This window comes from Actinomadura vinacea (genome assembly GCF_039532545.1).
GTDB classification, from domain to species: domain Bacteria; phylum Actinomycetota; class Actinomycetes; order Streptosporangiales; family Streptosporangiaceae; genus Spirillospora; species Spirillospora vinacea.
This window is the reverse complement of record NZ_BAAARW010000024.1, coordinates 289914-304298: the sequence shown is the minus strand read 5'-3', so window position 1 is coordinate 304298 and position 14385 is coordinate 289914. Positions and strand designations below refer to the sequence as shown.

The 14385-nt window shown below is 69.5% G+C and carries 11 protein-coding genes and 1 pseudogene; 6 read left to right on the top strand and 6 right to left on the bottom strand.

All coding sequences use genetic code 11. The features are described 5' to 3' along the window. Nucleotides 1-74: 74 nt before the first annotated feature. The gene (locus ABD340_RS32835; RefSeq protein WP_344594281.1) at nt 75-392 is read right to left on the bottom strand and encodes a recombinase family protein; all 318 of its coding nucleotides are present in this window, start codon (nt 390-392) and stop codon (nt 75-77) included. Between the two features lie 337 nt (nt 393-729). Beyond that, entirely contained in the window at nt 730-1932 is a 1203-nt protein-coding gene (gene nagA, locus ABD340_RS32830; RefSeq protein ID WP_344594279.1) for an N-acetylglucosamine-6-phosphate deacetylase, read from the bottom strand. 18 nt (nt 1933-1950) lie between these two features. On the opposite strand from nagA, the gene ABD340_RS32825 reads away from it, so the two are divergent. Continuing rightward, entirely contained in the window at nt 1951-3240 is a 1290-nt protein-coding gene (locus ABD340_RS32825) for an ROK family protein (RefSeq protein WP_344594277.1), read from the top strand. 156 nt (nt 3241-3396) lie between these two features. Here the strand turns inward: ABD340_RS32825 and ABD340_RS48165 are convergent. Then, nucleotides 3397-4613: pseudogene (locus ABD340_RS48165) on the bottom strand (Tn3 family transposase). 89 nt (nt 4614-4702) lie between these two features. Between ABD340_RS48165 and ABD340_RS32810 the strand changes: the two are divergent. Next, complete coding sequence (locus ABD340_RS32810; protein WP_344594272.1) at nt 4703-5308, top strand: recombinase family protein; 606 nt, start codon at nt 4703-4705, stop codon at nt 5306-5308. A gap of 146 nt (nt 5309-5454) precedes the next feature. Here the strand turns inward: ABD340_RS32810 and ABD340_RS32805 are convergent, their stop codons facing one another. Together ABD340_RS32805 and ABD340_RS32800 are read right to left on the bottom strand one after the other, a co-directional pair. Beyond that, a complete protein-coding gene (locus tag ABD340_RS32805) occupies nt 5455-6714 on the bottom strand; it encodes a sensor histidine kinase (protein WP_344594270.1) in 1260 nt (419 codons plus the stop codon). A gap of 14 nt (nt 6715-6728) precedes the next feature. After that, nucleotides 6729-7382, bottom strand: a complete 654-nt coding sequence (locus ABD340_RS32800; protein ID WP_344594269.1) for a response regulator transcription factor — start codon at nt 7380-7382, stop codon at nt 6729-6731. Between the two features lie 219 nt (nt 7383-7601). On the opposite strand from ABD340_RS32800, the gene ABD340_RS32795 reads away from it, so the two are divergent. The 4 genes from ABD340_RS32795 to ABD340_RS32780 all read left to right on the top strand — a co-directional run bounded on the left by ABD340_RS32795 (nt 7602) and on the right by ABD340_RS32780 (nt 11195). Then, entirely contained in the window at nt 7602-8639 is a 1038-nt protein-coding gene (locus ABD340_RS32795; RefSeq protein WP_344594268.1) for an efflux RND transporter periplasmic adaptor subunit, read from the top strand. Next, nucleotides 8636-9346 carry an ABC transporter ATP-binding protein gene (locus ABD340_RS32790; protein WP_344594266.1) on the top strand — a complete coding sequence of 237 codons (711 nt, stop codon included), beginning with the start codon at nt 8636-8638 and terminating at the stop codon, nt 9344-9346. Before ABD340_RS32795 ends, ABD340_RS32790 begins: the two co-directional genes overlap by 4 nt. Further along, nucleotides 9343-10536: an ABC transporter permease gene (locus tag ABD340_RS32785; RefSeq protein ID WP_344594265.1), complete on the top strand. Its 1194-nt coding sequence runs from the start codon at nt 9343-9345 to the stop codon at nt 10534-10536. Before ABD340_RS32790 ends, ABD340_RS32785 begins: the two co-directional genes overlap by 4 nt. Nucleotides 10537-10721: 185 nt before the next feature. After that, nucleotides 10722-11195 carry a hypothetical protein gene (locus ABD340_RS32780; protein ID WP_344594264.1) on the top strand — a complete coding sequence of 158 codons (474 nt, stop codon included), beginning with the start codon at nt 10722-10724 and terminating at the stop codon, nt 11193-11195. A gap of 151 nt (nt 11196-11346) precedes the next feature. Here ABD340_RS32780 and ABD340_RS32775 read toward each other — a convergent pair whose 3' ends face one another. Then, on the bottom strand, nt 11347-14268 hold the full coding sequence (locus tag ABD340_RS32775) for a Tn3 family transposase (RefSeq protein WP_344594263.1): 2922 nt from the start codon (nt 14266-14268) through the stop codon (nt 11347-11349). Between the last annotated feature and the right edge of the window lie 117 nt (nt 14269-14385).

Genomic DNA, 14385 nt, shown 5'->3' with positions numbered 1-14385 from the left:
GCGAGGACTCCTTCGTGAGCGAGCTGCTGGCGTGCTTTGGCCAGGGCCAGGACGCGCGGGTCGTCGAGCGGGATCTACGGCAAGCGTTCGGTGTGCTCGCCGGCCGCGATGCCCTCCAGCACCTTGACGCCGACGTCGCGCTGGAACAGGTCGTTGAGGACGATCAGGCCTTCCAGGAGGTTGCGGCCGAGGCGGTCGACCTCCTGGACGGTCAGCAGGTCGCCGTCGCGGATGTGGGACAGCGCGTTCAGCAGCGCGGGCCGGTCGTCGGTGTTCAGCTTGCCGCTGATCTTCTCCTCGAAGACCTTCAGGCAGATCGGGGCCAGGGCGTCGTGCTGCCGCTGGGTGTTCTGCTTGTCGGTGCTGACCCGGACCAGGCCGATAAGTGCCATCGAGGAGCACCCTCCGATCATCAAACGCGCCGTGTGAGGTAGCTGAACGCCATCGAAAGATGAACGGCTAGATGAACGGTTTGGTGAGACACGGAGGCTCGCCGGGACGCACTCTCGGTGGTGTTCATCAGACGCTCGTTAGACGAACGCCCGGACGCCTGCACCAGTCACACGCCGCAGTGTCTTGCTGCGGTATTCCGGCCGCCCCCAGGTGTTGGGTTTTCGTGGGATCCGTTGGGTCGGACGCTCGCGCGCGTTTGCGATTTGACTGGTCAGATCCGGACATCGGGATCGCGGTGGAGGGGCGAGCAGGAGGCGGCACGCCGCCCGCCGAGCGTTACGCCGCTCCGCCTGGGGCGACGTCGGCGCTCGTTGCCAGTGTTCCGTGGACGACCGCGCCGTCAGCAATGACCGTGCGAACCCGCAGGTTGTCCGTGAGGACGACGAGGTCGGCGTCTTTGCCGGGCTCGATGCTCCCGGTTCGTTCTCCCAGCCCGAGCATGCGCGCCGGCGTGGTGGCGGCGGCGACGGCGGCTTGGGTGATGGGGAGTCCGACGCACTGCACGGCGTGCCGTAGCGCGCGGTCCATGGTGAGGGTGCTGCCCGCGTTGGTGATCCCGTCGAGCAGGGTGACTTTCCCGCCGCGGGCGAGTACGGGCAACGGGCCCAGGTTGAACCGCCCGTCGTTCACCCCGGCCGCCGGGGTGGCATCGGTGACCAGGGCGATGCGTTCGGCGCCGGCGGCGGCGAACGCGAGACGTGTGGTCGCGCTGTGCAAGTGGACACCGTCGTTGATGAGCTCGCATGTGACGTTGTCGTGGGTGAGCGCGGCGCCGGCCGGACCTGGCTCTCGATGGTGGAACGGTCGCATGGCGTTGAACAGGTGGGTGGCCATGCTGGCGCCGGCCTCGAACGCCTGGTGTGCTTCGTCGTAGCTGGCGTCGGTGTGCCCTACCGCCACGACCGCGCCGGAGGCGACGACTTCGCGGACGAGGTCCATCCCACCGTCCAGTTCGGGGGCGAGGGTCACGGTGCGGACGGCGCCGTCGCCGCTGGCGAGCAGGTGCCGCAACGCGTTGACGTCCGGTGCAAGGACGTAGTCATTGTGATGGGCGCCCCGGTGGTTCGGGTTGAGAAAGGGCCCTTCGAGGTGGATTCCGGCGATCGACCGGTGCAGCGGGTCGGGTGACCGCATGAGGGCGGCCACCGTGCGGGCCGCGGCCACCATCTCCTCGACCGGTGACGTGACGAGGCTGGCCAGTGTCCGTGTGGTTCCGTGACGGCGGTGAAACGCAATCGCGCGCAGGATCTCCTGTGGATCCTCCGTGGTGACCTGAGCGCCGTCGCCGCCGTGCATGTGCAGATCCACGAACCCGGGCAGCACGTAGTCCGATCCGAGATCATGAACCTCGGTGTCGGCCGACCGAGGCGGCTCCCCGGCTCCCACGGCCGAGATCCGGTGACCGTCCAGGGCGACCCAGCCGGGATCCAGCAGCCGGTCGGGTGTCACTACGCGGGCGGTGGCGAGGATCATGACCATCAGGCTCCCTTGCTGGGCGTGTACATCACCAAAGGTGATCAACGCATATTATCTTCTGCTAGAGAAAAAATCTGCGCGTGGAGACGAGGACTCTTGGTTGCGATCGGTGTGCCGGATACCGGCGACGACGGCGGGCCGGCGGCCGGACGCGTCCTGACGCTGCTGCATCGGCGTGGCCCGCTGACCCGCGCCGCGGTCACGGCCGAACTCGGCCTGGCTGCGAGCGCGGTGGGCACCGCCTTGGGCGACCTGACGGCGCTGGATCTGGTCCGCATCGGCGAACCGCTACGCGGCTCCTCCGGCGCCCCACCCGGACGCGGCAGGCCGTCTCCTGTCGTCGAGGTGAACCCCGACGGACCCGTGGCCGTCGCCGTCCAGTTGAGTGCGGACCGAGTAACGGTCAGCCTCGTCGGTCTGGATCGCAGGATCAGTCACGTTCGCAAGCACGTTCTGGACGGCTCTGAGACCGACCCCGCCACCCTCATACCGGCACTGGCGGACGCGGTCTCCGATGCGGCACTGCGGACCGAGCGTCGATGCGTCGGGGTATGCGTTGCGATGCCTGGCTTCATCAGGGAACCTGACGGCTTCGTCCGGTCCGCCTTGCATCTGGGCTGGAACGAAGTACCACTCGCACAACAACTGGGCAGCATGTCACCGATCGGCGTCCCCGTCGCCGTGGGGCGGGCCGCCACGCTGGCCGCCCTGGCCGAGTTCCGTTACGGGGCTGGACGCGGCGCCGCGAGCATGCTGGCCCTGAGCAGCGAGCGCGTCGGCGTCGGCGGCGGGTTCATCGACGCGGACATACCGCTCACCGGGGGCGGCCACGCCTTGGAAGCCGGCCACATCATCGTCGAGCCAGGGGGACTGCCATGCCCCTGCGGTGCGCGCGGCTGCCTGGAAATGTACGCCGACTCGCGTGCACTGCTCCGTGCCGCTGGCCCGCGCCCTCACCCCGGCCATGAAGACACCGTCACCGAGATCTTCGATGACGCCACGGCCGGTGACCGCGCCGCACAGGAGGCGATCCGCCTCACCGCCGGCCACCTGGTGACGGGGTTGACCAGCCTCGTCAACACACTCGCTCCGGAGCGCGTGGTACTCATGGGCTTTCTGGCCGACCTGTATCGGGCCGCCAAGGACTTCGTGCGCGATGGGCTGATGGCCTCCTCCGCCGTCGCTCGCGCCGGCCAGATCGACATCGTCACAGGCGACCTTCGACATGCCGCTCTCGTGGGCGCAGCCGAAAAAGCCTTCGCCCCGCTGCTGAGGCAACCGCGCACCATTCTGCGCACCGACCCATCATGAGGCCGAAATCAGCCGACGCAACCGCCTCGGACCGATGTCAGGGTTGCCGAGATGTTCAGCGCCCAGCAGGGATCTACACCGAGCAGGCGGAACGCTTCTTCGTCTGCGACCTCTGACCACGCCGTTACCCCTGGCGAGATCATCCCCCCCGCCAGGTCAGATCTCGTCGTCGTCCTCGGCGGCGTCCGGATCGCGAAGGTCGCGGATGGCACCGGCGGCCAGCTCGGGCATGGCGAAGGTGTAGGTGCCGTGGACGCCCAGGTGGGAGTGGACGAACGGGGACAGCCGGGCCATGTCCTCCTGGCGCACCGGGTAGCCCTGGGCTTTGAGCCGGCCGACGGCGGCGTCCAGGTAGACGGTCGTCCAGAGGGTGACGCAGTTGAGGACCAGGCCGAGAGCGCGGAGCTGGTTCTCCAGGCCGCGTTCGTAGCGGTGGTAGAGCTCGCCCTTGCGGCCGTGGCAGATCTTGCGGGCCAGGGAGTGTCGGTTCTCCTGCAGGTTGCGGATGTCCTTGATGTCGTCTCGTCGACGTCGATGCACTGGAGGATGTGCAGGGTCTTGAAGATCCGGCCGTAGGAGGCGATGGCTTCACCGAGCGCGGTGGGGTGGCCGTCGCGCTGGAGCATGGTGACGACGTCGTAGGCGCGGACGGTGCCGGTGTAGATCGAGGCGACTACGCGCAGGACGTCCTCCCAGTTACGGCGGATCTTGTGCAGGACGATCTTTTCCCGGGCGAAGGTGTTCAAGGACCCGTAGTCGGCGGACGGGCTGATCCGCCAGCCCTTCTGGTCGGGCAGGTCGGCCAGGGCGGGCCGGTAGGAGATGCCGAGCAGTTCCAGCAGGCCGAAAACCAGGTCTGAGTAAGAGCCGGTATCCGAGACGACGATCTCGGGCAGGTCGCCGCCGTCCAGGCCGAAGATGACGTCGACCATGTGCAGGGAGTCGCGGATCGTCCCAGACACGACCTTCGCGCCGCGTCCCATGCCGCGGTCGTTCATGGCGTTCAGCCAGGTCATGCCGCGCTTTGAACCGAAGTACTTGCGGTTGGGGCGGGCGAAGGCGGCCGGGACCGGGACGACGAACCGCATCCCGTCGACCGCGGCGACCAGCCCACCGCCCCACGCCTGGGCCAGCGGCAGCCCGGCCTGCTTGTCGACCAGCGGCGCGTTGGCCAAGCTCAACGTCTCGGCCCTCCGCTCCCGAACGTGTCCCCAGCCCCAAAGTAGGAATTGATCTTGGGTGGCGTCCTCGTTAGAGGGGTGTCTGGCTTTGTAGGCGAGAACGTCAGTGACACAGCCAGGTGTCGGGATTAGATGGTTTCCCGACAGCCTCCCGACCGACCCCAGAAAACCGGACGGCAGGGGATGAAACACCTCCCCGGCAGGCTGTCTTGGGACATGAATTGACGACAGGATTTTCCGCCAGATAGAAGGGGTTCCGAACCTCCCCGAAGGAGCGCCCGGTGCGGATCGTCTACTCCCGCTCGTCCACCGCGACCCAGTCGCTGCTGCGCCAACGGCACATCCTCACCGAGGCTGGCCTTCTCGTCCGATTCGAGGACCCGGCGACCACCTCCAAGATCCCTGCGCTGGAGCGGCCCGCGTTCGCCAAGGTCGCCGCCGCCGCCCACCCCGGCGACGTCCTCACCGTGCCGGAGCTGTTCCGGCTCTGCCGCGACCTGGTCGACATCCAGGCCGTCCGCGACTGGTGCCAGGCCCGCGGCGTCGCCCTGCGCGTGTTGTCCGGACCGCTGTCGAACTTCCACGACCTGGCCGCCGACGACGCGACCACCGCACTGCTCATCAACGTGATCACCGCCGTCGGGCAGTTCCAGCGCGATCTGCAGAATGAGCTCACCGCCGAAGGGATCGCCGCCGCCGAAGCCGCAGGACGCTACCGCGGCCGACCACCCGCCCTCGACGGCGCCCGCCGCGAGGAAGCGCGGGCGGCCTACCAGGGTCAGGGCGCGTCGATCGCCGCCCTCGCACGCGCCCACGGGGTCAGCCGCGCCGCCGTACGGACCGCGCTCGCCGACCTGCTACCCGACCAGCCTGACCCGACCTCCTGAGTGCGGCTCAGCCCTTGACGCCATTACCCGGCCGGATCTTCCAGGGATCCCTACTTTGCCCCCGCCGGCGCTTTGGGAGTTCTGAGCCTTCTAGGGGGCGAGCCGGATTTTGGTCGTCGCGTGGTGCGGAACTGGCGAGAAATGGGTCAGTGCTTCATTTCTGGGTCTCCCAGGGGTTGCTCGGGAAATGCGGTGGGGGCCGGGAGGGCGACGGTGATGGTGAGCCCGCCGTCCGGGTTGGCCGTGGCGTGCACGGTGCCGCCGTGAGCGTGGGTGATGGCGGAGACGATGGACAGGCCGAGACCCGCGCCGTCGGCCGATCCGGTCCGGTCCGGCTGGAGCCTCCGGAACGGTTCGAAGAGCTCGTCGACCTGGTCGGGCCGGATGCGGTGGCCGGTGTTCCGGACCACCAGTCCGGTGCCGGGGGACAGGTCGACCAGGATGTGCCCGCCGGGGCGGTTGTACTTGATCGCGTTCTGCACCAGGTTGGCGACCAGCCGGGTGAGCAGCACCTCATCGCCGGTGACGGTGATCGGGCCGGTGGTGCCACCGATGGTGATCCCGGCGCGTTCGGCGAGCGGCCGGTGCTCGGCGATGGCCTGCTCGACCAGGACGTTGAGCTCCACCGGGGCCGGCACGTCGAGGCCGCGTTCGCCCTGGGCGAGGACGAGCAGGCCCTCGATGAGCCGTTCCGACCGCTGGGTGTTGCGCATCAGTTCGGTGCGGATCCTGGCGATCTTGGCGGGCGAGGGGTCGGCCAGGCCGACTTCGATGGCGGTTCGCTGGACGGCGAGGGGGGTGCGCAGCTCGTGCGAGGCGTTGGCGACGAACCGGCGCTGGCTGGCCACTGCAAGTTCCAGCCGGTCGAGCATGGCGTCGAAGGTGTCGGCGAGGTCTTTGAACTCGTCCTGTGGTCCGGTGAGCGCGATGCGTTCGTGCAGGGTGGACAGCGACAGCCGGCGGGCGGTGCCGGTGATGCGGTGGAGCGGCCGCAGCAGCCGCCCGGTGAGCCACCAGCACACCACGAACGCCAGGACCACGATCACCAAGATGGCGATCAGGGTGCTGGTCCGCTGCGTGCCCTCCAGGGTGTCCTGCAGCTCGGCCGCCGGATGCCGCACCTGCGCACCGGGCGTTTCCGGGGTGAAGGGGAGTGCTTTCGAGGAGTCGTACGGCACGCCCGCACAGGGGGCGCCGGGGGGCCGCGTTTCGCAGGGCGTCCCGCTGACCGGCCGGAAGGCATTGTTCACTTCGCTGTCGAGGATGCTCTTCTGGATCCGCTGCGCGACGATGAGCACTCCCCCGGCGATGACGGTGAAGGCAGCGCTGTAGAGCAGCGTCATGCGGACCCGGACCGAGCCGCGGGCCGCCGGCCATCTCCGCCGTACGGCACGTACCGGCCTCACAACCCGTATCGGCCTCACAGCCTGTACCCGCTTCCCGGGACGGTGACGATGACGGGCGGGGCGCCGAGCTTGGCCCGCAGCTTGCTCATCGTCACCTTGACGACGGTGGTGAACGGGTCGATGTGCTCGTCCCAGGCCCGTTCCAGGAGCTCCTCGGTGCTGGTGACCCTCCCCTGTGCCTGCATCAGCACTTCCAGGACGGCGTACTCCTTACGGGACAGCGCCAGGTAGCGGCCGTCGCGGTGGGCCTGCCGGCGTCCGGTGTCCAGGGTGATGCCGGCGCGTTCGAGCACCGGGGGCAGCGGCGGGCCGGCCCTCCGGGCGAGCGCCTGGATCCGCGCCACCAGTTCGTCGAAGGCGAAGGGCTTGGCCAGGTAGTCGTCGGCTCCCAGGTTCAGTCCGGTGATCCGCTCGTGTACCGCGCCGGAGGCGGTCAGCATCAGGATGCGCACCGGGATGCCGCGCTGGGCCAACTCGCGGCAGATCTCGTCGCCGTGCACCAGGGGCAGGTCCCGGTCCAACACGAGCACGTCGTAGTCGTTGACCGCGAGGCGTTCCTGCGCGGCGGCCCCGTCATAGGCGATGTCGACCGCCATGGCCCGCTCGCGCAGCCCCTCGGCGATCAGGTCGGCGAGGAAACGCTCATCTTCGGCCAGCAGTATCCGCATGATCCATATTGGCGCAGATACGCGATAAGGCGGCGGTTAACACATGCGCTCACCCTGGGGAAACCGGTCTCCGTCCAGGCTGACCTCCGGCAAGTCGTTCCAGCGGACGACCGGAGGATGAGGGTGCTGGATTCCGAGACCGATACTCCCGTAGGCGATGAGGCGCCGCCTCCGCGGCGGCGTCGCCGTAGACGCCGGATGGTGCTGGGCGGAGCCGTGATGGCGTTGGCGGCCGCCGCAGCCGGAGGCGTGTGGGCGCTGCAGGACAGCCCGAGCACGCCGGCGCAGAACGCCTCGGCGCTGCCGACCGCGACGGTCGCCCGTACCGACATGGTCAGCACCGCTGACGTGGACGGCACGCTGAGCTTTGCGGGAAGGTACACCGTGCTCGCCGCCGGAGGCGGGCGGATCACCTGGCTGCCCCGCACCGGCGGGGTGATCGAGCGGGGCGAGCGGGTGTACGGGGTGAACGGGCACGGCGTCCCGCTGTTCTACGGCTCGACGCCGTTCTGGCGGGACCTGAAGCCGGAGATGTCCGACGGACGCGACGTGCTGGAACTGGAACGCAACCTGGTCGCCCTCGGCTACGGCAGCGGCCTGGCGGTGGACCGCAGCTTCACCTCGGCGACCGCGCAGGCCGTCAAAGCGTGGCAGAAGGACCTGGGCGTCAAGCGGACGGGGGCGGTCAAGCCCGGCGACGTGGTGATGCAACCGAGCGCGATCCGGGTCACCAAGGTCGAGGCGATCACCGGGGCCGCCGCCGGCGGCACCGTGCTGACCGCCAGCGGCACCAAGCGGCGCATCTCGGTGAAGCTTCCGGTGAGCGAGCAGAACCTCGCCCGGAAGGGCGCCGAGGTACGGGTCACGCTGCCAGGCGGGAAGACCGCCACCGGGCGGATCTCCTCGGTCGGCTCGGTGGCGACCGCCGGTTCCGCCAACTCCCAGTCGCAGACCGGCGACGGCACCCAGAACGCCACCATCCCGGTCCACATCGCCCTGGACGGCACGAACGGCGCGGGAATCCTCGACGGCGGCCCGGCGACGGTCGGGTTCACCAGCACCGAGCACAAGGACGTACTGGCCGTGCCGATCAACGCACTGCTGGCCGCGGCCGACGGCAGCTACAAAGTGAACGTCGTGGACGCCGCCGGGAACGTCCGCCCCGTGCCGGTCAAGCTCGGCATCTTCGACGGCGACGCCGTCGAAGTCGGCGGCGACCTCGACGCGGGCATGAAGGTGCAGGTGCCACGCTCATGACCGGTGACTTTGCGACCGATGGGGATCCGACTGCGGTCATCGCGGTGGAGAACGCCACCAAGGACTATCCCGGTGGCGTGCGGGCCCTGCGCCAGGTGTCGCTCGCCGTCCACCCGGGTGAGCTGGTGGCGATCGTCGGGCCGTCGGGCTCGGGCAAGTCCACCCTGCTGCAGCTGATGGGGACGCTGGACACGCCCACCTCCGGCCGGGTCCTCGTCCAAGGGCACGATGTGGCCGGGCTGCCGGACCGGCGGCTGGCCGCGGTACGGGCCCGCTGGATCGGGTTCGTGTTCCAGCAGTTCTTCCTCACCGCGCACCTGGCCGCGCTGGACAACGTGGCCGCGGGGCTGCTGTATCACGGCGCGTCGCCGCGGCGACGGCGCCGGCTGGCCAGGGAGGCGCTGGAACGCGTCGGTCTCGGCCACCGCCTGCACCACCTGCCGCACCAGCTGTCCGGCGGGGAGAAGCAGCGGGTCGCGATCGCGCGGGCGGTCGTGGGGGACCCACCGCTCCTGCTGGCCGACGAGCCGACCGGCAACCTCGACACGGTCTCCGGCGCCGGAGTGCTGGAAGTGCTCACCGAACTCAACCGCGACGGCACCGCCGTCGTGGTCATCACCCACGACCTGCAGGTCGCGTCAGCGCTGCCACGGCGCCTGGAGATCCGCGACGGCCGGATCCACGCCGATACGGAGGTGCCGGCATGAAAGCCCTGCCAGAACCGGTCCGGCTACGCGCGAGTGACCTGGCCGCCGTCGGCCTGGAGGGGCTGCGCGGTCGTCCGCTGCGCGCCGTGCTGTCCGCGCTGGGCATCGCCATCGGCGTCGCCGCCATGGTCGGGCTGGTCGGCATCAGCACCGTCAGCAGGGCCGGGCTGATGGCCGAGATCGAGCGGCTCGGCACCGACCTGCTCACCGTCGAGCCCGGAACGACGCTGCTCGGCAAGCAATCGCGGCTGCCCGCGGGCGCGGAAGGCATGGTCTCCCGCATCCCCGGGGTGACCGGCGTGTCGGCGACCGGCCTGGTGAAGGACGCGACCGCCCGCCGCACGGACCGGATCCCGTCGACGACGACCAGCGGCGTCTCCGTGCGCGCGGCCCGGACCAACCTGCTGGAGACGCTCGGCGGCACCGTGTGGTCCGGAACCTTCCTCAACGCCGCCACCAGCCGGTATCCGGCGGTGGTGCTCGGCTCGACCGCGGCCGAACGGCTGGGCGTCGACCGCGCCGGCGCGCACGTCTACATCGGCGGCCGGTACTTCCTGGTGATCGGGGTGCTCGACGAGGTCAAGCTCGCCCCCCAGATCGACCGTTCGGCCCTGATCGGCTGGTCGTACGCCGCCCGGCTCGGGTTCGACGGGCACGTCACCACGCTGTACGAGCGGTCCACGGAGGCCACCGTGCAGTCGGTGCGCAGCAGGCTGAGCTTCACCGTCAACCCCGAGCACCCCGACGAGGTCAAGATCAGCCGCCCCTCGGAGGCGCTCATCGCACAGGCCGCGGCGGCGCGCGCCTTCAACGCGCTGTTCTTCGGGCTCGGCGCCGTGGCACTGCTCGCCGGCGGCATCGGCATCGCCAACATTATGGTCATCTCGGTGCTGGAGCGACGGCAGGAGATCGGGCTGCGCCGGTCGCTGGGCGCGACCCGCGGGCACATCCGCCTCCAGTTCCTCACCGAGTCGGTCACCCTGTCGACGCTCGGCGGCGCCGCGGGGGTGATCATCGGGCTGGTGGTCTGCCTGGGCTACGCCGCCTACCGGGACTGGCCGCTCGCCCTGCCCGGCCAGGCCATCGCCGCGGGAGCCCTGGCCGCCATCGCCATCGGCGCGCTGGCGGGCCTGTATCCCGCCCGCCGCGCCGCCCGCCTCACCCCGACCGAAGCCCTCGCCGCCACCTGACCGGCCGTTCCTCAGACCGGTCACCAGGGGTGCCTCCGAGCCCGCCCAGCGGGCGCGGAGGCACCCCCGTTCCCGTTCGCGCCACCGGACCGCACGCCCGCGATGAGTGACGCTCGGCGCCGTAAGGGAGCGGTTAACAACGATGCTCACCGGGGCGAAACCTCGCGGCGGCGATGCTGGTGGCCATGAAGACGATCGCTCTCGCCGCCGTGATCCTGGCGGCCGCCATGCTCGGACCGGCCGCGTGCGGTAGCGGGTCGCCCAGCGCGGCTCCCACGAAGATGTCGCAGGCCGACGCGGATCGCATGCAGAAGTTCAGCCAGTGCATGCAGAAGCACGGTATCGACGTCCCCGACAAACCCCGCAGCGGGAAGGAGGGCGAGATGGAGGTCCCCAACATCAAGGGTTCGAGCGCCAAGCTCGACGCGGCCAACGCGGCCTGCGCGAAGTACGCTCCCCAGCAGGACGCGACGGAAGACCTCTCCCAAGCCGACCAGGACCGCGCGGTGCGGAAGGCGGAGTGCCTGCGCAAGCAGGGGATCAACGCCAAGGACCCCGAGCCCGGAACGGAGAGGATCAGTGTCGAGGAGGCCCCCGGGGCCACCCCCGAGAAGCTCGTCGCGGCCTACACCGCGTGCAACAAGCAGACTCCGAGCTAGACCTCGCCGAGCACGACCCCCGCGGCGCGTGGCCCGCCCGCGTCAGCCTGCTCGCCGCTCGTTCACGATCCCAGAGCGCCCCGCCCGCTCGGTCGGGATGATCGAGCGGACAGGGCGACGGCGGCCCGGTCGAACAACCTGACCTTGATGGTCAGGCCGCGAGGCCGAGGTCGAGGCGGCGGCCCATGTCGATGTCGATGGTGCCGTAGAGGTTGGCGTTGGACCAGAACAGCGGGGACAGGCCGCGTTTGTCGGCGTCGGTCATCTTCTGCTGCCAGGCGGGGTCCTTCAGGACGGACTGGACGAGCAGGGTGTTGATGAACACCAGCGCGGACTGCAGCAGGTGCAGGCAGAGCATGGACACCTCCTGGTGCTCCTTGTCGCTGCCGGGGATGGTGCCGGCGCTGCCGTAGAACAGGTCGGTGTTGGCGGAGTTCCAGTTCTCCACCACCTGAAGACCCTCGTGGATCTCGCGGCGCAGCCCCTCGGAGGCGACGTACTCGGCGACGAAGATGCTCTTGACCGCCTTGCCGAGTTCCTCGATGGCCTTGTAGGTGGGGTGCTTGGGGCCGCCGCGGGTGAAGCGGCGCAGCACCTGCTCGGCCTCGGCCGTCCCCAGGCGCAGGGCGGTGGCGTACTTGACCATCTGGTCGTACTGCTGGGCGATGATCTCCCAGTCGATCGGCTTGTCGGCCACCATGCCCGTCAGGCAAGACGGGACCTGGTCATCGGGGTCGGCCTTCACCAGCTTCTGGTGGGCGATCCTCTTGATCCGCGGCAGCAGCTTGAACCCCAGCAGGTGCGAGAACGCGAACCCGGGCAGCGACTGGCCATGGCTGTCGGTGTACTGGCGGTCGATCTGCGCGTCGGTGCAGTGCCGCAGCACGCCCTCCATCATCGCGGCGACCTCGGAGGCATTGCAGGACCGCAGCTGGGAGTAGACGCACACCGATTTCCGGTCGACGTGCCAGTAGATCATGACGCCGGGGCCGCCGTACCGGGCGTGGTACTCGGTCATCAGGTTCGACGACCAGGACCCGAACTTCTTGGAGTCGGACGCGCACGCGGTGCCGTTGCCCCACCACAGCGGGTCCCGCATCTTCAAGGTGGCGTTGACCAGGGTCGCGATCGCGTTTCGCAGGTTGTCGCGGTTGATGAACAGGTGCCTGGTGGCGCGCAGCGCGGCCTCGGTCTCGCCGTGGCGGCCGCCGTCGGCGACCCGTTTGATCCCCACGTTGGTGCCCAGCGCGTACAGGACGAGCAGCAGCCGCTTGCGGATCACCTCGCGCGGGGTCGCCTCCCGGGTCGCGACCGTGGTGAACGCGTCGGTGAAGTCGGTGACGAAGTCGGACTCCTTCAAAAAGTCCAGCAGGTCGATGATCCCCCAGCGGGCGGCGACCTCGGTGTGCAGCGCTCGCAGGTTCTCCGGCACCTTCAGCTTGCCCAGGTCGGGGATGTGCCAGCGCGGCTCGCCGCGGTGGGCCTTCACCTTCGTGCCACCGGAGGTGTTCCTGGCCACCGCCTCCCCGCAGGCCGCCATCGCCATGCGCATCGCCTCCTTCAACGTGGCGATGAACACCGCGCTGTCCAGCGGCTGGCGCAGGGTCTCGTAGTGGACGTCCCGGTTGTCCTCAAAATCGGCCGGCAGGTCCTCCTCGGGGTTGCGCCAGCGGCGGGCACCGGCGACGTAGATCTCGCGGCGCCGGAGCGCGTCCTTCAGCGACACGATCACGCACAGCTCGTAGGAGGCCCGCTCGATGACACCGTTCTCGTCGACGACCGCCTCCAGCCAGCCGTCGGGTACCACGCCCTTGATCGGGACGTTCTCCGAGGCGCTGTAGTGGCGGGTGGTGTTGGGGATGTCGGCGTACCGCTGGAGCAGGTCCAGAGCGTCCATCACCGGCCGGTAGGCGGTGTTGTTGCACTTGAACTCGATCGCGGCCAGCAGCTTGGGCAGCATCCGCCGGTAGTAGGAGGTGTAGGAACTGGTCAGCACCGTGCGGACCCGAGCCTTGTAGGCCTTGGCGTCCGCCTTGGCCTCGGCGACCAGCGCCCGCAGCGTCCTCTCCCCGCCCGGCACCGCCGGGAACACCACGTAGCGGACCGTGCCCTCCGGCGCGGCCAGCGACGCCTCGGCGATCGAGAACAGCTTCTCGGTCTTGCGATGCACCTTCTTGGCCTCGGCCTCGATCGCCTTCTCGACCTTCCGCTCCGCCCGTGTATTGATCTTCGACACCAGGCCGGTGAACAGATCGACCAGCGCGTCGGTGATCTCCGTCGTCCGCGACCACGCCAGCGCGGCCACCAACGTCAGCCGGACCGGCGGCTGGTTCGCCGCCAGGTCCGAGGGATGCGAGGCCATCGCTCGCGCCCGCCAGGAGGCCACCAGCCGATCGGAATACCCGCCGAACAGATCCTCCGGCAGGCCGAGCGCCTTGGCCCGCCGGAGCTTGACGATCTCCTCCAGCAGCGTCTCCAGGCCCAGGCGGCCCGGGTCGGACTTCAGCTCCAGTAGGAACCCGTCCTCACCCGTGGCCAGCTCCCACAACGACCGCGCCGCATCCGCCGACAACCCGTTCAGCACATGCAGGCAAAACTCCCGCTCGAACCGCGCCCGGCCCGCTCCTGCGATCCGGTCCATCCGCCCCGGCGGCTCGATCTTCAGGCTCCGGCAGCGCGCCAGCAACGCCGACCGCAGCCCCTCATCGGTGAACACCATCGGACAGATCTTGTCCGCCAGCCACTCGGCCAGCACGTCCTCATCCGCCCGGGTCGACTCCCGGAACCCCAGGGCCTGGCGCACCTGCGCCCGGTGGTACTCAATCGTCGACCCCGACCACCGATACTCTGCGAACAGCGCCGGATCGACCTTCACCTGCCCCGCCACGTAGTCGACGGCAGCCTTGGGCACCTCGCCCGCGTGCCGCGGGAACCGGCCCTCCTGCTCGAAGAACTTCAGCAACACACCAAAGCCCAGACGCGTCGCACCCGTCTTGTTCCCCACCAGCCCCCAGTCGCCATCCAGCAGCGTCCAGGCCGCGATCAGCTCCTCCGGCTCCCACTCTCGACGCATCCCCGCCGCTCCCTTCGCCCGACCCACCCCCGAGAACAGAGCAACACGATCAAACGGGGAACACCCCCTACGCCCCGGTATGCGTGATTCGTGACGACCACGAACCGCAACCGTGAT